Source organism: Pseudomonas sp. UMAB-08 (genome assembly GCF_900095225.1).
In the GTDB taxonomy this organism is placed as follows: Bacteria; Pseudomonadota; Gammaproteobacteria; order Pseudomonadales; family Pseudomonadaceae; genus Aquipseudomonas.
Genome location: NZ_LT607414.1, coordinates 140,719 through 159,774 on the forward strand (window position 1 = coordinate 140,719; position 19,056 = coordinate 159,774).

15 protein-coding genes are annotated in these 19,056 nt (G+C 59.0%); 8 read left to right on the forward strand and 7 right to left on the reverse strand.

From position 1 onward, the window contains the following. The first annotated feature begins 498 nt into the window (after positions 1 to 498). Together K0F75_RS00615 and K0F75_RS00620 are read left to right on the forward strand one after the other, a co-directional pair. Positions 499 to 2,520, forward strand: a complete 2,022-nt coding sequence (locus K0F75_RS00615; RefSeq protein WP_219059834.1) for an acyltransferase family protein — start codon at positions 499 to 501, stop codon at positions 2,518 to 2,520. A gap of 283 nt (positions 2,521 to 2,803) precedes the next feature. Further along, a complete protein-coding gene (locus tag K0F75_RS00620; protein WP_219059835.1) occupies positions 2,804 to 4,297 on the forward strand; it encodes an aldehyde dehydrogenase in 1,494 nt (497 codons plus the stop codon). A 40-nt stretch (positions 4,298 to 4,337) separates the two neighbouring features. Here the strand turns inward: K0F75_RS00620 and K0F75_RS00625 are convergent, their stop codons facing one another. The 7 genes from K0F75_RS00625 to K0F75_RS00655 all read right to left on the reverse strand — a co-directional run bounded on the left by K0F75_RS00625 (position 4,338) and on the right by K0F75_RS00655 (position 12,713). Next, positions 4,338 to 5,633, reverse strand: coding sequence for an FAD-dependent monooxygenase (locus K0F75_RS00625; RefSeq protein WP_219059836.1), 1,296 nt, complete (start codon positions 5,631 to 5,633; stop codon positions 4,338 to 4,340). After that, positions 5,630 to 6,304 carry a S8 family serine peptidase gene (locus K0F75_RS00630; RefSeq protein WP_374028584.1) on the reverse strand — a complete coding sequence of 225 codons (675 nt, stop codon included), beginning with the start codon at positions 6,302 to 6,304 and terminating at the stop codon, positions 5,630 to 5,632. The genes K0F75_RS00625 and K0F75_RS00630 overlap by 4 nt, the downstream gene beginning before the upstream one ends. A gap of 7 nt (positions 6,305 to 6,311) precedes the next feature. Beyond that, entirely contained in the window at positions 6,312 to 8,030 is a 1,719-nt protein-coding gene (locus K0F75_RS00635) for an ABC transporter ATP-binding protein (RefSeq protein WP_219059838.1), read from the reverse strand. Further along, on the reverse strand, positions 8,030 to 9,934 hold the full coding sequence (locus K0F75_RS00640) for a sigma-54-dependent Fis family transcriptional regulator (RefSeq protein WP_219059839.1): 1,905 nt from the start codon (positions 9,932 to 9,934) through the stop codon (positions 8,030 to 8,032). The genes K0F75_RS00635 and K0F75_RS00640 overlap by 1 nt, the downstream gene beginning before the upstream one ends. Before the next feature lie 247 nt (positions 9,935 to 10,181). Continuing rightward, positions 10,182 to 10,940, reverse strand: a complete 759-nt coding sequence (locus K0F75_RS00645) for a PAS domain-containing protein (RefSeq protein ID WP_219059840.1) — start codon at positions 10,938 to 10,940, stop codon at positions 10,182 to 10,184. Continuing rightward, a complete protein-coding gene (locus K0F75_RS00650; protein WP_219059841.1) occupies positions 10,940 to 11,605 on the reverse strand; it encodes a response regulator in 666 nt (221 codons plus the stop codon). Before K0F75_RS00650 ends, K0F75_RS00645 begins: the two co-directional genes overlap by 1 nt. Then, complete coding sequence (locus tag K0F75_RS00655; protein WP_219059842.1) at positions 11,574 to 12,713, reverse strand: sensor histidine kinase; 1,140 nt, start codon at positions 12,711 to 12,713, stop codon at positions 11,574 to 11,576. The genes K0F75_RS00650 and K0F75_RS00655 overlap by 32 nt, the downstream gene beginning before the upstream one ends. A gap of 299 nt (positions 12,714 to 13,012) precedes the next feature. On the opposite strand from K0F75_RS00655, the gene K0F75_RS00660 reads away from it, so the two are divergent. From K0F75_RS00660 to K0F75_RS00685, 6 genes are all read left to right on the forward strand, one after another. Continuing rightward, complete coding sequence (locus K0F75_RS00660) at positions 13,013 to 13,558, forward strand: dimethylamine monooxygenase subunit DmmA family protein (protein WP_219059843.1); 546 nt, start codon at positions 13,013 to 13,015, stop codon at positions 13,556 to 13,558. Then, positions 13,555 to 14,496, forward strand: a complete 942-nt coding sequence (locus tag K0F75_RS00665) for a PDR/VanB family oxidoreductase (RefSeq protein WP_219059844.1) — start codon at positions 13,555 to 13,557, stop codon at positions 14,494 to 14,496. The genes K0F75_RS00660 and K0F75_RS00665 overlap by 4 nt, the downstream gene beginning before the upstream one ends. A gap of 9 nt (positions 14,497 to 14,505) precedes the next feature. Continuing rightward, positions 14,506 to 15,522, forward strand: coding sequence for a DUF3445 domain-containing protein (locus K0F75_RS00670; protein WP_219059845.1), 1,017 nt, complete (start codon positions 14,506 to 14,508; stop codon positions 15,520 to 15,522). Positions 15,523 to 15,575: 53 nt separating this feature from the next. Then, positions 15,576 to 16,706, forward strand: coding sequence for an aminomethyltransferase family protein (locus tag K0F75_RS00675; protein WP_219059846.1), 1,131 nt, complete (start codon positions 15,576 to 15,578; stop codon positions 16,704 to 16,706). A 39-nt stretch (positions 16,707 to 16,745) separates the two neighbouring features. Continuing rightward, the gene (gene purU, locus K0F75_RS00680) at positions 16,746 to 17,612 is read left to right on the forward strand and encodes a formyltetrahydrofolate deformylase (protein ID WP_219059847.1); all 867 of its coding nucleotides are present in this window, start codon (positions 16,746 to 16,748) and stop codon (positions 17,610 to 17,612) included. 62 nt (positions 17,613 to 17,674) lie between these two features. Continuing rightward, positions 17,675 to 19,042 (forward strand): NAD(P)-binding domain-containing protein, encoded by a 1,368-nt coding sequence (locus K0F75_RS00685; protein WP_219059848.1) that lies wholly within the window; start codon positions 17,675 to 17,677, stop codon positions 19,040 to 19,042. Positions 19,043 to 19,056 lie beyond the last annotated feature (14 nt).

A 19,056-nucleotide genomic window follows, 5' to 3' on the forward strand; every position in this document is an offset into this window, starting at 1 on the left:
CTCAAGTATGTCGCAGTTTTGGCAGTGGGTACCGGGTAAGGCCTTCTCGATAACAGCACGGTACCCATAGGTAACACCCCCCCACGCTGATGAGTTTGTTGGCCGCTTACCATTCAGAAGCTAGCCCTGTCGATAAAGGAGCGGGCTAGTCATGATGAAAATCTGAGCTATCATCGTTTGGGCGTCCTCAGACCCACTGGGAAAAATGGCCTGGCAGAGAGCTACCATGCCCCCCAATAAAACGACACCGCCGCTTTAAAACTGCAACGTTAATATTCCGTTCAAATGACTGTGTAGATCAGGGCTCTGCATTGGGCTTTGGCACGCAGCGTTGAAGGAGCGTCAGTGCACTGGCTATCCTCGCCGCCCCCTTAGGCGTTTTGCGTCTGGCGGTAGCATTTGCCTGCGTGTTTTTTGTGCACGCTCACTCGACCTGAACGTCCTCATGCATGAATCAAGTTTTAATACCTAAACTCAACTTGGAAGAGTCGACTCATCATGAGCACTATTCACAATCCGGCCTTGAACTACCGCCCTGAAATCGACGGACTGCGCACGATGGCGGTCGTCCCCGTTATTCTTTTCCATGCGGGCTTTCAGTTATTCTCCGGAGGCTTTATCGGTGTCGATGTGTTCTTCGTGATTTCTGGGTATTTGATTACGTCGATCATTTTGACCGAGATGCTGGCTGGTAAATTTTCGCTGGTAAATTTTTATGAGCGCCGAGCACGGCGGATATTACCGTCATTATTCGTCGTTATGTTCATTTGCCTGCCCATGGCCTGGGCATGGCTCGACCCCCTGAACTTCAAATTTTTTGCCAAGAGTTTAATCGCGGTGCCGACATTTTCGTCTAACGTGCTGTTCTGGCGCGAGAGTGGTTATTTCGATGTGACCTCTGAGCTGAAACCGTTACTGCATACCTGGACCCTCGCGGTGGAAGAGCAGTATTACCTAGTCTTTCCACTGATTCTGATGGCCGCTTGGGGACTGGGTCGAAAAAGGATCGTCGCCATTCTGATGATTGGTGCAATGATGAGCCTGGCCATTTCTGAACACGGTGCGACCCATGAATCCTCCGCATCTTTTTATCTATTGCATGCCCGAGCATGGGAGTTATTGGTGGGCTCCTTCATCGCCTTTTATTTTTCCTGGCGGCCTCGTCTGGAAAGTGGCCCGAAAGCCATTAATCAAGCCGCAACGATTCTCGGCACTTCGTTAATTATTTACGCCATCTTTAACTTCGACAGTACCACCTCATTCCCCGGGTTGCATGCCTTGATCCCGACAATGGGCGCAGCATTGATTATCATTTTTGCCAACGCTCATACCCTGGTAGGGCGGGTGCTGAGCACTCGCGCCTTCGTGCTGATCGGGATGATCAGTTACAGCGCCTACCTATGGCATCAACCCATTTTCGCCTTCGCGCGCGAGAGCTATCTGGTCGAGCCGAGCTCAACGGTCATGCTTGCGCTCACCCTATTGTCGCTGGTATTAGCTTATTTAAGCTGGCGTTTTGTAGAACAGGCTTTCCGAAAAAAAAGCTCGATAAAAAGACATCAGATATTCACGTTGGGGGCCATTTTTTCACTGATGTTCATAGGCGTGGGACTGACCGGATATATCAACGAAGGTTTCGCCAGCCGGTTTGATTTAGATCCGGCAGCGCTGGAATCATTTACCTACACAAAAATACGCTTTCCCTGCGATAAAAATTACGATGGCAACGGTTGGAATATCGATTTCTGCTTATTTGGGGCGGTCGACAAAAACGCTACCCCAGAGGTTGCTGTATTTGGCGACAGCCACGCAGAAGTGCTATTGCCCGCCTTCGACACCGCAGGCAAAGCGCAGGGGAAAACCATCGTGCATATCGGTCTGGCTGGCTGCCCTCCACTTTTGGGTGTGGATGTTCTCGCTGGCAATTATGTTGTGGGCGTGTGCGAAGCCCTCGCGAAACGCGAATATGACTATGTAAAAATGAACGGCATCAAGACAGTAATTCTTGTCTCACGCTGGACACTTTATACGGATGGCGATTACGACAAGTGGAAAAAGAGCAGCTATTTTCTAGTGTCCCAAGACACCCAGGAAAAAACCAAAGAAGCATCAAGGGCTGTGTTTGAGAAGGCCCTGAATAAAACCGTCGAGGCTTACCAGGCGCTTGGCACTCATCTTTACATAGTGGCTCAGGTTCCGCAGCAGATGGTCGACCCGAAAAGCCTTTATTACCAACTCGCCCGCGGAACAGGATCGAGCGACGAGAACATACTGCAGAGGGTAGGCGAACTGTCCGTACCCCTGTCAAAACACAACCAATTTCAGCAATTCACTCGTCATCTTTTCGAACTAGACAGCGAGCAAAATAAAATAAGACTGGTCACGCTGGACAATATTTTCTGTCAAAAACAGGTGTGCCTGATAGGCGACACCCATTCCTATTACATGGACTACAATCACTTGAATGCCAAAGGCTCTCAATTGGCGGTTAATGCAATCAGTAACGTTCTCACCCAATAACGAAGACTTGACTAGCATTAAAATATCGGCATAAAAAAAGCTCGTGCGAGCGAAACTCCTAACATGTCTTGGAATATGCTGACCATTACAGAGACACCTGAAGCCCAATAAAATCAGGGTCTTAAATTTAATCACCTGTCGCAGTTTGCGACACTCAAACTGCCCACCGTTTTCAACCGATCAAATAATAACTATTTAAATCAATCAGTTAACCCTTCAAGTCGACTTGGCACAGCCGTTGCGAAAGACCTCGCATCCACTCGAATAACAAGAGGTCACTCCTATGCTGAGCCATTCATCCCTACTCCCCGCCACTGTTGCCTTCATAAAACGCGCGCCCCGCATGCTGATCAACGGCGAGTGGGTCGAGGCCGCCGACGGCAACGTCATGACGTTGCATAACCCCGCCAGCGGTGAAGTGCTCTGCACTGTGCCCTGCGCGACGCCGGACGATGTCGATCGCGCGGTACTCGCGGCTCGCCATGCGTTTGATGACTCGGCCTGGAGCCGGACCCGGCCCCGTGAGCGGCAGAACCTGTTGTGGAAACTCGCCGACCTGCTGGAGCGCGATGCAGAGGTGCTGGCCCAGCTCGAATGCCTGAACAATGGCAAAAGTGCTGCGGTAGCACGGGTAATGGATGTGCAGCTGTCCATCGACTTCCTGCGCTACATGGCCGGTTGGGCAACCAAGATCGAAGGTTCCAGCGTCGAAGTTTCGATGCCCTTGATGCCCAACGATCAGTTTCACAGCTTTATCCGCCGCGAGGCCGTGGGGGTGGTGGGCGCTATCGTTGCCTGGAACTTCCCGCTGCTGCTGGCCTGCTGGAAACTCGGCCCGACGCTGGCGACCGGCTGCACTGTGGTGCTCAAGCCTGCTGACGAAACGCCCATGAGCGCCCTGAAGCTCGCGGAATTGGCACTCGAAGCTGGCTATCCGGCCGGGGTTTTCAACGTGGTAACCGGCACCGGTATCACTGCCGGTTCCGCCCTAACCCACAATCCGCTGGTCGACAAGCTGACCTTCACCGGCTCCACCGCCGTCGGCAAGCAGATCGGCAAGATCGCCATGGACTCGATGACCCGTGTCACCCTGGAACTGGGCGGTAAGTCACCGACCATCGTCATGGGTGATGCGGACCTCGCGGCTGCTGCCGCGGGGGCTGCCAGCGCCATCTTCTTCAATCAGGGCCAAGTATGCTGCGCCGGTTCGCGGCTGTATGTGCAGCGCAAGCACTTCGATAACGTGGTCGCCGACATCTCGGATATCGCCAATGCGATGAAGCTTGGCAACGGCCTGGACCCTAGCGTGGACATGGGCCCCTTGATCTCGGCCCGGCAACAAGAGCGGGTGTCTCGCTACATCGAGATGGGCCGTGAGGGCGGTGCGACCATCGCCTGTGGCGGCGAACAGTTCGGGCCGGGCTATTTCGTCAAACCCACCGTGATCGTCGGTGTCGATCAGAAAAACCCGCTGGTTCAGGAAGAAATTTTCGGGCCGGTGCTGGTGGCGATTCCCTTCGACGACGAAGCCGATGCCCTGCGTCTGGCCAACGACAGTCCCTACGGGCTGGGCGCCAGCGTCTGGTCAAACGACCTGGCCGCCGTGCACCGGATGATCCCCCGGATCAAGTCCGGCTCGGTGTGGGTCAACTGCCACAGCGCGCTCGATCCAGCGCTGCCTTTCGGTGGCTACAAAATGTCCGGGGTCGGCCGGGAGATGGGCTATGCCGCCATCGAGCACTACACCGAATTGAAATCCGTGCTGATCAAACTGTAAGCCAGCAACACCCTCCGACAGGCTGACTGCCGGAGGGTGTTTAAGGGCGGTAGCCCTGGCTGAGCAGCCAACTGCGCACCAAATGCTCCTGCTCTTTCGACAAGCCCGCCAGCGCCTGCTGCGCGGGCTCTGTTTGCAGACGACGGACCAGGGGCGCCAGCTCGATGCCTTGCAAGTGCCAGACCCCCAGCGGTTGATCCGCCGTCACCACCACCTCCGCCTCATCCACCAGACCGTCACGCAATACCGGTGCCTGCTGCACGCTGACGGCCGAGAAATCAGCCGGTTTGTGCGCCAGCTCAGCGTCCGGCCATTGGCGACGCGCCTTCCAGAAAGGTTGATCCTGCCAGCGCTGTTCATCGGCATAGAAATCGCGCCCGATCCTGGCGAAGCGCAAAAACAACTGTTCGACACGTTGCCGATGAAACTGCTGGGCCAACGCCGCCCGTTCAGGCGCGCGCAATAAGGTGTTGATCACCACGGGGGCCTGAAGCGCCGAGGACAGTGACTGAAAGATGCCGTTGCCCGACAGCGGGTCCACCGCCATGGCGGCATCACCGACCCGAATCCAGTTATCGCCGCACACCTGCGGGCAGAGAATGGCCGTGCTGCTGCGGGCATGCAGGTGCACATCAACCTCGGGACCGTCGGCGAAAAATGCCGTCGCCAACGCCGAGGTCCGGCGTCTTTCCCGACAGTAGTCGAGCAACTGCGCTTTGCCCGGCAAGTCGGCGCTGGCCACATCCACCGTCAGTTGCCAGTAGCAACATCCATCGGCCTGGCGCGCCATCCAGACCCAACCCTGCTCGATGCTTTCAACCGCGCTCGCGGTCGCACCCGGCGCGCCCTGCCAGCGGTTGAGCAGGCTGACGGTTTCCGGCCCGCGCAGGCCTTTGCCCAACGCGGGCGCCTGACGACCGCGTGACTCGACCAGAAAGTCCGCCTGAAGATCGGCGTGGCCTTCAATCTGCACCTGATGCCCCGAGGCAGACGATTGCACCGCCAGCACACGCCCCTCGATCAGCTCGACACCGGCACGCTGCAGATCCTCGCGCAGACCGCGATCAAACCGTGGGCGATCCAGCAGCCATTCAATGTTTTGTGCGTGCTGCTGACCATTCCAGGACACCTTGCGCTGAGACGGCAGCGTCGCATCGACCAGCGCATGTTCCAAACCCGCCGCACGCAACGCCTCCAGCACCCTCAGCGAGACACCTTCCAGTGCAGGGAAGCGCCGCCACTCGCTGACGATCGAGACGCGGTAACCGAGCCGGCGCAGGCCCAATGCAACCGCCGCGCCGGCAGGCCCGGCGCCCAAAATCAGAATCGTACTCATGGCCCGACCCGCCGCTCAGGACCACGGTAACGGGCATGGGCCCGTAGCCAGTCGATGATTTCCGAGTTAGAGGCGTTCGGTTGTTCAGCCAGGTACGCGGCAATGTGCCCGCTCAACGCCGCGCAACCCAGGCTGGCACCGGACTGCCCGGCCAATGTGCCACTCACGCACGCGGCGAAATCCGCCTGCGTGCTGTTGAGCCACGACCAATCCTGCTCACCACAGCGCGCATCGCCGGTAACCCGCAACACACCGGGGTAACTCGCCGGAAATACCGCCTCGCCCTGAGCCGGACTTGAGGCGCACAGCAACACCCCACGTTTGAGCGCCGCCGCACAGGCTTCACGCAACAGGCTTCGGTCCTGACGCATCCCGAGGCTCAAGTTGATCAGGCGAACTTCGTGCTCAGCCAGCCAACCGATCGCGCTTGAGATTTGCATCGCACTGGTGACCCCACGTTTATCGAAGACCTGGGCCACGCAAAACTCAGCCTCGGGCGCGCGTCGGCAAATAGCATCGATGATCGCACTGCCATGCCCGAGCTCATCCTCCAGCGCCTCGTCCTCTGCCAACCCCTGCTCCACCAGCAAGAAACGTCGACTGGCAACCACCCGACGCTGTTGCGCGGGCGAATGGCCGCTGTCGACGATGCCGATGCGCACAGGCTGCATAAGGGATTCAGGCCTCATGGACGACTGTCGACGACGTGAGCACGCCGTCCACCATATGGAAACGCAGGTCCGCATCCGCCAGCGTCGACGGACGATGACTGATCAAAATCCGTGTCCGCCCGGCAAACAGCCGGTCGATGGCGCAAATGACTTCACGCTCGGTGGCTTCGTCTACCGCCGAGGTGGCTTCATCGAGGACCAGAATCAGGGGGTCTTGCAACAGTGCGCGGGCGATAGCGATTCGTTGTTTCTGCCCACCGGAAAGCTGTTGTCCTCGCTCGCCGAGCGGGCTGTCGAGGCCTTCGGGCAGGGACTCGATCAGGCTGTCCAGTTGCGCCAGATGAGCGACTTCGGCAATCGCCACACGGCTGGCATTTGGCGAGCTGTAGGACAGGTTATCCGCCAGACTCCCGCGAAACAGCACGATGTCTTGACTGACCACCGCGATGCGCCGACGTAACTCGAACAGGTCCAGATCCCTCAGATCACAGCCGTCGAGCAGGACACGGCCGGCTTGCGGATCCTGAAAGCGTTGCAGCAGATCGATCAGCGTCGACTTACCCACCCCGGAACCGCCGCTCAAGGCGACTTTCAGGCCATAAGGGATACGCGCATCAATGCCCTTGAGGATCGCCGGACGCCCCGGATGGCTGAAGTGCACCGACTGGAACCACACCTCGCCCGTGGTGGGCATCGGCAGCGGGTGCTCCGGCGTGCTGACCCCCGGCTTTTCACCGCGCAACTCCATGACCCGGCCAAGGCTCACGGTCATGCGCTGCAGGGCGACATACAGTCCGAGCAGGCTCTGCACCGGGCCGACGGCCATGCCCAGATACGTCGAAAAGGCGATCAACGCGCCGAGCTGCCAAGTGCCCTGCACCACCCAATAACCACCGATCAGGAACGCGCAGGCCCGAGACAATGAGGTCAAGGTGCCGGGCACCGCCTGGGTGAAGAATTCAGTCACTTGCAGGCGCAGCAGTTGAGTCATGTAGCCCTGCCCCAAGGCCTCCAGCCTGCGTGCTTCGCGCTGTTGCTGACCAGCGGCCTGGATGAACTTCATCACGGGCAGGGTTTCGACCATGAAGGACGACACGTCCGCCGAGCGCTCGCGCAGCTGTTTGACCTCATGCGCGACTTTACGCCGCATCCAGCGCAGCCAGAGGATGTCCAAAGGAATCAACACCACGGCCAGCAGTGACAGTTTCCAGGACAGGGCCAATAACATCGCCACCGCGAAGACCAGCCCGATGATGCTGGAGACCGCCGAGAACAGTGAATCGACGGCAAAGCGCTGGACCTCCGCGACATCGCCATCAAGCCGGGACATCAAGTCGCCAATGCGTCGCTGTCCATAGAACGTCGGCGACAATGTCTGTAAATGCCGATAAATTTCGTCACGCAACGCGAACAGGATCCGTCCGGACAGTCGCGTATACAGATAACGGTTGATCCCGGATAACACCGTGCCCAGCAGCCCGGCACCGATCATCAATCCGGCGATCAAGGTCAGCATCGAAAAGTTACGCGCCAGCAAACCATCGTCGATCAGCAACTTGGTCAGCCAGGGTTGCACCAGCACCAGCAACGAAGCACACAGCGACAGGCCCAACAAACCGCCGATGGCCAGGCGATGCGGACGGACGAAGCCATACAGCCATGTCAACGCGTCGTGGAGTGCCTGCGGGTCCTTGCTGTCGACCAGCCTGACAATCAATCGCTGCATCAGCTGCGCAACTGTTTGAGCTTGCGGTACAGCGTCGCCCGACTGATGCCTAACGCGTCAGCGGCGGCCGAAACGTTGCCCTGATGACTGTCCAGGGAATTGCGGATCAATTCGAGTTCATTCTCGCGAATACGGCCGGTTTGAGGACGGTCACACGCGCTCAGGTCATCAAGCATGCTGTCGGGCAGGTGCTCCAGCCCCAACTCGCTTTCGCCCTCGTCGCGCATGGCCAACACTGTGCGCAGCACCATCTCCAACTGGCGTATGTTGCCCGGCCAGTGGTAGCCCGCCAGCAACGATTGCAAATCAGTGGAGAGCTTGACCGTCACATTGCCCAATTTGCCCAACAAGCTGCTCACCAGCGCATCAAAATCGTCACGCTCACGCAAGGCGGGCAACATCACGCTGATGCCATTCACCCGGTAAAAAAGATCCTCACGGAACTGCTTTTCCTCAACCTGACGCTTGAGATCGCGGTGGGTGGCACAGATCAGTGCGACGTCGATATCCTGTTCCTCGCCTGCGCCCAACGGTGCGACCTTGCGGTCCTGCAACACGCGCAGCAAACGGGCCTGGAGCGCCAAGGGCATGTCACCGATCTCGTCGAGAAACAGCGTTCCGCCATGGGCCTGTTGCAGGCGACCAATCATGCCGCCACGCCGTGAGCCGGTGAAAGCACCTTCGCGATAACCAAACAACTCGGACTCGATCAACCCTTCAGGGATGGCCGCACAGTTCACTGCGATAAACGGCTTATCGCCGCGCGTACCTGCCCTGTGCAGGGCCCGGGCGATGACCTCCTTGCCGGTCCCCGTTTCGCCCAGCAGCAAAACCGGCAGCTCGTTCGCCAGCCCTTGGCGTGCCATGCGCAGCGCGCGGGCATACCGACTGTTACCTCCCGCCAGCGCCTCGAGATCGGGTTGCGCCGGGGCCGCTTTCGGCGTGCCCCGGGGAACACTGGCCACGTTGGGCGAGCGTTGTGGCGCGCGCAGGGCTTTATAGAAGAACTCGCCCTTGGCGGTTTGCAGGCTGCCTATGCTGCCCTGCCGCAGACGCGCGAGCAGTTGCAGGCCATCGATGCCCAGAAACTCTTCACAGCGTCGACCCACCAACCCTGCACGAGGCGCACCGAGCAACTGACAGGCATGCGCGCTGACCGCCAGAATTTTCCCGGTCAAGTCCAATGCCAGCAGGCCCTGCCATGCGGATTCAAGGTATTGGCGACGACTGTGGAAGGCCAGGACGATTTGATCCGGATAGGTCGCGTTGAACACGCGGCTTTCAATCTGGGTGACGGCCATGCACAACAGCGCTGTGCTGTCCTGAACGCGCCCTAAAGGGCCTTCGCGGGTCAGGTCAAGCACACCGAGCAGCTCGCCATGGGGGCTGTGAATCGGCACAGAGGTGCATGAGAAAGGACTCAAGCGATCCAGAAAGTGCTCGCCACAATCGATCAATGTCGGACGCGCATCGACCAGCGCAGTGCCCAAGGCATTGGTGCCGCGAGCCGCCTCACTCCAACAGGCACCCAGAGCGATGTCCTGTAAACCGCTGCCTTTAAGGTCATCGGCGCGACCTTCAAGGGCGAGAATGGTGGCGTCGGCATTGGCCAGAATAATCAGCCCTTCCTTACCTTGCTGAGCCGCCAGGTAGTCGATCTCCGGCGTCGCGGCGTCGATAAGCAGGCGATTGCTCGCCAACAGCAACTCAAGACTGGCCGTCGACTCCAGCGCGAGCTCGTGTTTGCTATTGAAATGCACACCGTGGCTGAGACTGCGCCGCCATGAGGCATCAATTTCGGCGCGCAGCACCCCATCGGGCACTTCGCCTTCGCCGTGCAGTGTCTCCCGGGCCAGCCGGGCTTCGCCTTGTAACTCAGCATTTATTGTTTTTATTAGCGACATTCAGCGCTCCGAATCGGTCCGCCCAGTGCATCCCCGAGCCACTCCCGGAGCTGGCGACGAGACACGCAAGCTGTTGAGAATATCTACACCCGGTTCAGGTGGCAGTAAAGAAAAGTTTGCCCGGTCAGGCAGGTGTTCTCTGCAAAGAGCAAAACCTGGGCCAATGGCAAAAGCACGTGGCCCATTATTTACGTTAACGTAAAGGTAATAGCAAGTACCGGCTAACAGCCCTTCACGCCGGACCTGCCTACGGAGTGACAATTTCAAAAATAGCACCCTCGATACCCAACACCTCACGGCTGTCCGAATAGATGCCAACACCCTTTTCCCAGACGTTCTTGATCGAGTTGTCTGCGCAGCGAATCCGGTACCTGAGTTCGTAGGGCTGGTAACGAGTCAAGGCGTATTGAACCTCGCGCCAGACGTAATCCGCATCGTCGGGGTGGATCAGGCTGTTATAGGTGCAGTCATGACTGTCCATCAAGCGCTCTGCGGGGTAACCGGTGAGCTGCAGACAGCCAGCACTGACGAACTCCATGGTCCAGTCGTGGTTGTTGCGGCCGCGATAAATCAGGCCGGGCATGCTGTCCAGCAGGCTGAGGGCGCTGCGTTGACTGGCCTGCAAGGCGATCTCGCGGCGCTTGTGCTGGGTGATGTCGTTGACCACCAGATAAAACCTGACGTCGCGCCGCTTCAGGCTGATGTCGAACCACCGCAGCTCACCTTGGGGGTGCACGAAACGCAGGCGCTGATTGAAGGAAATATCAGGGCGGTGGCGCAACTCATACAACGCCTGCCGCCACAGGGAACGGTCTTCCTGGTGCACGTATTCAACCATGTTTCGCTCATCGCCCGGCAGCTCCATCAGGTCTGCCCAGGCGGTGTTGTACTGGGTGATCTCGCCGTTGTCAGTGAGCTCTAGCAAGGCGATGGGGAATACATCCATATACTGCAGTGCCTGACGGGTAAATATCGACTCAAGCGTTGACGCGCTGTGCTCGGCCATCAATGCCGCTCCTCTTTTCTCATTGACGCAGCCTTGTGCACCCAGGCTGCCAGCTCCAGTCGCGAACGCAGGTTGAGCTTCTGCAACAGGTTCTTCACGTAGATCTTCACGGTGCCATCGCTGATACCCAGCTCACGGCCTATCTGTTTATTGCTCATGCCCGAGGCGATCAATGCCAGCGTTTGTGCTTCGCGATCAGTCAGGCCACAGGCGTCGATCCCGTCCAGCGGGGCATCGGCACTGATGTCGTTGTGCCCGGCCAGCAGCGAGACCAGACAGTCATCCAGGACAATCGCGCCTTTGCTGCAATTGCGCATGTACGCCAATAGCGCTTCCGGCTCAGTTTCTTTCAAGACGTAGCCGCTGGCACCCAGGCGCAAGGCCGTCAGCAGCTCGCCGCGATCCATCGAAGCGGTCAAGACCACGATCTGACACTCGAGCCCCAACTGCTTCATCTCGTCGAGCACCTGCAAACCGCTCAAGCCCGGCATGTGCAGGTCCAGCAAGACCAGCTTGGGCGTCAGGCGCAGGGCCAGGTTGATCCCTTCCCTGCCGCTGGCGGCCTGGCCAACCACATCGAAGTCATCGCTGGCGGCAAACAATTGCGCCAGCCCCTTGCGGAACAAGGGATGGTCATCGATCAACAATAAGGTCGTGCTGTTCATCGAAGCGCCTCTGTGGGTCGTCATTGTTCTGGATAAGGGTCAGGTGCACGCGAGCGCCGTGAGGGCGAATGGTTTCGATGGACAACTGCGCGCCGATGGTCGAGGCGCGCTCACGAATGATCGCCAGGCCATAATGATTTTCCTCCAGCGACGCGGGGCTCAAGCCGATGCCGTCATCTTCGACGGTCACCGAAATCTCGCCTTGCGGGGTCTGGCGCAGTTCGATCCGCACATGCCGGGCGTGGGAGTGCCGCACCACGTTGGCCAATGCTTCCCGGATGATCTGCAAAATCTGCAATTCGGTTTCCGGGTACAGCGCATCCTCGGTCAAACGGTTGTCCAGCTCGAACACGATGATGCAGCGCCGGGAAAACTCGGCTACGGAATCAGCCAGTGCCTGACGCAGCGAGCGTCCATCCATGGTCAGGCGAGCGCTGGTGATCAGTTCGCGCACCTGGCGTTGCAATTGGCTCAACCCGCCGCGTAAATCAGTCAGCAGAACGGCGGCCTGCTCGGGCTCACGCAGCGCTGCCTGCATCAGGCTGGCCTGAAACGACAGATAGCCCAATTGTTGTGCAACCGAATCGTGAAGTTCACGCGCTAACGCACCGTGCTGGAACGTTGCCTCTTTGCGTTGCTGTTCTCGCTTGTGACACAGCAACTGCACCGTGACCCCCACCCCCCGCGCCGTCTCCCTCAGCACGCCATGAAACTCGCGACTGGCAGGGTATGGCGTGTCCAGCAACAAGACTCCGCGCTTGCCGGGTGCAGTGCCTGGTAAAGCGGTCAGTAATCGATGACGCCCACGGCTCTGGCACGCAGGGCACACCAACGGCGCCTCAGCCATCTCGCCGTCGCGCCAAGGGCAACTGGAGACCTCATCGCACGGGCTGACCATAGCCCGGCGCGTGGGGCCGAAATCTTCGCCGGTCAATAACACCCCCAGCTTGCTACCGGGGTTCAGCGCTTCGAATCGGTCGAGAAAATCGGGCAAAGCATCGTCTGCGCGTGCCAGGCATAGCGGCAGTTTGGCCAGCAAGGCGCGCACGTCGTCCACCTGACGTGGTCGCGTGCGCAGGAACCATTGGCCCAACCACCCGGGTCGCATTGGAGCTTTCAATGACATCCGCCTGCCCTTTGGAAATCTATGGCGTTTGCCGAGCAACTTCCATGCCTTCGCGGTTATTACCGGCGGACTACCCCAAAAGAGATATCTCTTTTTCTAGATTGAGCAGTAATTCCTTTTGGGAAACTATCTTCCCCACCAGGAAACAACGACACCGATCCTGCGCACGGTAAATCACCGAAAAGCAGCGCACCAGGCTAAGGCCAAACGCCCAGCCTGTGCACCAGATCAGGACGTTCAATCGACCGATTTTGAAACACTGAACCACCAGGAGGGTTGCAATGACTGAGACACAAAGCGCTGCGCCGTACAGACCGCATAGTGTGCCGGTGTACCGCGAACCGACGTTGCGCCCCCATGCGCTGCATCACATTCTGGTGACGCAGTCCGCCACTTCAAAAGCGCTGGGGGACTTGATCCAGCACTTTGATCAAGCGGCGCTGCCCGCACCCCGAGTGCTCTGCGCCGGGGTAGACGGATTCGAGCAGCAACTCAAAGGTTTGCTCCATGCCGCAGCGGTTGGCACCCACCTTTATATCCTCGGCGACGAAGCGTTTCTGTGGCATGTCCACGGCATGGCCCACGCGGCGGGAATGCACAACGAAGAAATCGACCTGATCGAATCCGGACCCACAAAACGTCGTGTGTATTGCGTGCACTGCGCCAGGCTTCAGGACAGTGGTCCCGAAGGCCAAGTGGCCTGCATCCACTGCCATGTCGTGCTGGGTGTGCGCGAGCATTTTTCCCAGCGCCTGGGGGCTTATCTGGGCGTCTGCGACAACCCTGATCAGCCCTACTCCCAGGCCACGTCAGGAGCACGACCATGAGCACGGTTCTGGAGGTGCGGGTCACCGACGCAAAAATGCTGACCCCGGTGATTCGCGAGCTCACGTTCGCCAGTCCTTCCGGGCGCTTGCCGGGATTTTCCGCGGGCAGTCACGTGCAGGTCCATCTGCCGTTGGGCGAACGCAGTCTGCGCAATGCCTACTCGCTGACCAGCGACCCTGCCGACCTCTATCACTACCGCATCGCCGTGCGTTTGCAGGACGACTCCCGTGGCGGTTCTCGGTTTTTGCATCAACAGGTGCAGGTCGGCGACAGCCTGCGCATCTCGCCCCCGGCCAACCTGTTTGCCCTGCACTCAGCTGCACGCCAGCACATCCTGATTGCCGGCGGCATCGGCATCACGCCGTTCCTGGCGTACATCACTGCGCTGGAGCAACGTCACGCCGATTTCGAGCTGCATTACGCCTACCGCAAAGGCCTGACCGACGCCTACACCGACGAACTGCAACAACGCCTGGGTGCGCGTCTGCATGGCTATGACAGCAGCGCTGGCGAGACCCTCGATCTGGCGGCAGTTCTCAGCGAGCGGCCATTGGGCAGTCATGTCTATGTCTGCGGCCCGGAACGTTTGTTGATGGGCGTAAAGGAGCAGGCCAAGGCCCTTGGCTGGCCGGAGGGCCGAGTGCATTGGGAAGCCTTTAGCGGTGCGGAGCCGGGCCTGCCGTTCAGCCTGGAGCTGGCGCGCAGCGGACGACGGATTCAGGTCAGCGCCGAGCAAAGCCTGCTCGAGGCGCTGGAATCAGCCGGCCTGGAAATCCCCAACCTGTGCCGCGGCGGGGTCTGCGGGCAGTGCGCTACGCGTCATCTCAAGGGCGATATCGAACACCGCGACCATGTTCTCAGCGCTGCCGAGCAGGCTGAATTCCTTATGCCCTGCGTCTCTCGCGCCTGCGGTTCTTCCGTTTTGCTGGACCTTTAGGAGTCGACCATGACCGTTCAATTCAGCCCTCTGGAAAGCTACCGGGATACGTTCAGCTTTCGCAACAGTGCATTCGCCATCGAGCGCTTCCCCTTTCCGTTCATCGAAGACAGCTACATGTACTCGGTGAACATCGAACCGGCACGTGCCAAGGAATCGGGGTCGGTTTACCAGCACTGGTTCGACATCGACGAGCATTACCGTTCGGAAATGGCCGAGCGCGCCCTGGTTCTGGACAAAGACCCAAGCCGCTATCTGGTCATGCCGCATATGCAGGAAGCGGCCTGGGATGCCTTGCAGATGTTCATGGAGCACCTGTCAGCCGACTACCCGCAGTGGTTCGAACTGAGCTGCAACGGTGATCGTTGGCATTGGCGTAACAAGGCGCTGGACATAGATCAGGTGTTTAGCTTCGGCGATGCCTCGACCCTGCCCTGTGAGCCTCTGGAGTTCATCACCCGTCAGGTACAAGGCGACATCGCCTTGCTCGACCAGCGCGACGGCGATCTGTTCATGGACGCAGGAATGGTCACCAACCCGGCTGACTGGTCCCTGGCTTTCGACGCCGGAATGAGCTTCAAGCAATGGCACTCACCGGTTCCGATGGCCAACCAAATGGGCATTTTCGAGCGGGCGCTGAAGCACCTGCTCAACATTCAAGTGGATCAGCCCGTACGTCGGTTGAACTGGACGCTGACCATCAATCCGCGCCTGGACTCTTCGTCCGAGACCTTCCACGAATGGGGCGCCGAACGCGGCAGCGTCACTGCCGACAACGTCGGCCAACTCGTGCACCTGCGTGTGGAGCTGCAATTCATGGCGCGCTTGCCCCGCAGCAACGGCCTGATGTTCAGCATCCGCACTTACCTGATCAGCATGAACGAACTGGTCAGCCACCCCGGCTGGGGCTGCCGCCTGCACCGGGTGTTGCGTGATTTGCCCGACCCCATCGCCGACTACAAGGGCATGACCCGCTATCGGCAAACCCTGGTCGAGTGGTTAAGCCGCTTCGATACCCAATCCTGAAAAGTTGACCTGAACACTTTTCGTTGCCCTTTTTCCAGACAAGGAATCACCACATGGCCCATTCATGGCGCATCTCCGCATTGGCTGAACGTCACCGCGCGCTTGGCTCTCAGCTTGAAGACTGGAACGGCATGGGCACCGCCTGGACCTATGCCACAGACCTCGCCGACCACCATCAGGCGATCCGCACACGCGCTGGCCTGATGGATGTATCAGGACTGAAAAAGGTCCATTACGTCGGCCCTCACGCCGAAAGCCTGCTGCAATGGGCGACCACCCGTGACATCGCCAAACTCTACCCCGGCAAATCGGTGTACGCCTCGATGCTTGATGAGGATGGCAAGTTTGTCGACGACTGCATCGTTTACCGCACCGGCCCCAACGCGTTCATGGTGGTCCACGGCGCAGGCACTGGCTACGAGATGCTGGTGCGCGCAGCACAAGGCCGTCAGGTCGCGGTGTTGTTCGACGACGACCTGCATGACCTGTCGCTGCAAGGGCCGCTGGCAGTGGACTTCCTCGCCGAACACGTACCGGGCATCCGTCAGCTGCCGTACTTCCACCACCTGCAAACCAAGTTGTTCGGCCGTCCGGTGATGATTTCCCGCACAGGCTATACCGGTGAACGCGGCTACGAAATCTTCTGCAAGGCCGCTGATGCCCCGCTGTTGTGGGACGAGATCCTCGAACAGGGGGCGAGCATGGGCATCATTCCGTGCGCCTTCACCGCCCTCGACTGGTTGCGGGTGGAAAGCGCGCTGATGTTCTTCCCCTACGACAACTCGCAGATGTACCCCTTCGCCGATCAAAAAGCCGGCGACACGCTGTGGGAGTTGGGTCTGGATTTCACCGTATCCCCGGAGAAACAGGACTTCCGCGGCGCCCACGAACACTTCCGTCTGCGCGGCCAAGAGCGCTTCAAGATTGCCGGCGTACTGATAGAGGGCGCCCGCGCTGCTGACGCCGGCGACACCCTGTGGCACGACGGCAAACAGGTCGGCGTCATCACCTGTGGCATGTATTCGCGCCTGAGCAAACGCTCCATGGCCATCGCCCGCATTGCAGTTGACTGCGCGGCGCCAGGCGTTGCCCTGCAGGTGCGCGGCAGTTTGGAGGCGAGCGCCATGACCCATGCCCTGCCCTTCGATGACCCGGAAAAAACCAAACGCACTGCCAAAGGCTGATCGACCGCCTGCGCCACTTCAACTACGAGGGAGACCCCGATGGACACGTCACACGAGCATTACATCCTCAAGATCAGCTGCCCTGCCGCCTCCGGCATTGTTGCAGCGGTCACGTCCTGGCTGGCCGAACAGGCTTGCTATATCAGCGAACTGTCGCAGTTCGATGACGAATTCACCGGGCGATTTTTCATGCGCGCCGTGTTTCGGTTCAACAAGGACGTAGTCGGTGACACGGCTGCGTTACGCCAGGGCATGACCCAACTGGCTGGCGGTTTCGACATGCAATGGCAGCTGTTCAGTTCGGCCAAGCCGACCCGCGTGCTGCTGATGGTCAGCAAGTTCGACCACTGCCTGACCGACCTCCTGTATCGCCACCGTAAAGGCGAGATGGACATGCAAATCACCGCCATTGTCTCTAACCACCTGGACTTGAGGCCGATGGCCGAACGCGAGGGCATCCGCTTTATCTATCTGCCGGTGACCAAAGAAAGTAAATCCAGCCAGGAAGCCGAGCTGCTGCGAATCGTCGAAGAGACCGAGACCGACCTGGTAGTCCTCGCCCGCTATATGCAGATTCTGTCGGACAACCTGTGCAAGCAGTTGTCCGGCCGCGCGATCAACATTCACCATTCGTTCCTCCCCGGTTTCAAAGGCGCCAAGCCCTATCACCAGGCTTACGAGCGCGGCGTGAAGCTGATCGGCGCCACCGCCCACTACGTCACCTCCGACCTGGACGAAGGCCCGATCATCGAGCAGGAAATCCAGCGTGTGGACCACACCTACCTGCCCGATGCGCTGGTCGCCATTGGCCGCGACACCGAAACCGTCGCACTTTCCAAAGCCCTGAAATACCACCTGGAACACCGCGTGTTCATCAACCAGGACAAGACGGTAATTTTTCGTTGATGAGCCAAGGCTTCAGCAACTCATCACCCATTTCAGAAAGACCCAAGACACGAGGCACGAACATGACCCTACGCGTTGCAATCATCGGCGCTGGCCCTTGCGGCATGGCGCAACTCCGGGCTTTTCAATCGGCCAGGGACAAGGGAGCAGAAATCCCCGAACTGGTCTGCTACGAGAAACAGCAAGACTGGGGCGGCATGTGGAACTACACCTGGCGCACCGGCCTGGATGAAAACGGCGAGCCGGTCCACGGCAGTATGTACCGCTACCTGTGGTCCAACGGCCCAAAAGAGTGCCTGGAGTTCGCGGACTACACCTTTGAGGAGCATTTCGGCCGCCCTATCGCCTCGTATCCACCACGGGAAGTGCTGTGGGACTACATCAAGGGCCGCGTCGAAAAGGCCGGGGTTCGCGATTACATCCGCTTTAATAACGCGGTGCGCCACGTCAGCTACGACCCGCAAAGCAAGCGTTTTACAGTCGTCGCCCAAGACCACAACAGCAATACCCAGACGTCGGAAGCGTTCGATTACGTCATCAACGCCAGCGGCCATTTCTCGACGCCGAACATGCCGTATTTCCCCGGTTTCGAACATTTCGGCGGGCGCATCTTGCATGCGCACGATTTCCGCGATGCGCTGGAATTCAAGGGCAAGGATCTGTTGCTGATCGGCAGCAGCTACTCGGCCGAGGATATCGGCTCGCAATGCTACAAATACGGCGCCCGCAGCATTACCAGTTGCTACCGCACCGAGCCGATGGCCTATGACTGGCCTGCCAACTGGGAAGAAAAGCCGCTGCTGCAACGCCTGGAGAAAAATCGCGCGTACTTCATCGATGGCAGCCACAAGCACATCGATGCGGTGATCCTCTGCACGGGCTACAAACATAACTTCCCGTTCCTGCCGGACGAACTGTGCCTCAAGACCGACAACCGTCTGTGGCCGATGAACCTGTACAAGGGCATTTTCTGGGAATCCAACCCGCAGATGATGTACCTCGGCATGCAGGACCAGTGGTACTCGTTCAACATGTTCGACGCTCAGGCCTGGTATGCCCGCGACGTGATTCTGAAACGCATCGCCCTGCCCGATCAGGCCCACATGATCGCTGACAGCAAACAATGGCAGGAGCGTGAGCTGGCGCTGGAAACCACCTCGCAGATGTTCGAATTCCAGGGCTCATACATTCAACAACTGGTAGACGCCACTGACTACCCGAGCTTCGATATCCCCGCCGTCAACAACACCTTCCTGAACTGGAAGCACGACAAAGCCGAAAACATCATGGGGTATCGCGACAAGTCCTATCGCTCGCTGATGACTGGCACCCAATCACCGCCCCATCACACGCCCTGGCTTGAAGCACTGGATGACTCCATGGCCGCGTATCTGGGCGATGCGCCCACTGCCATCAAATCCGTCGGCTGAGCCTGTACGCCAGA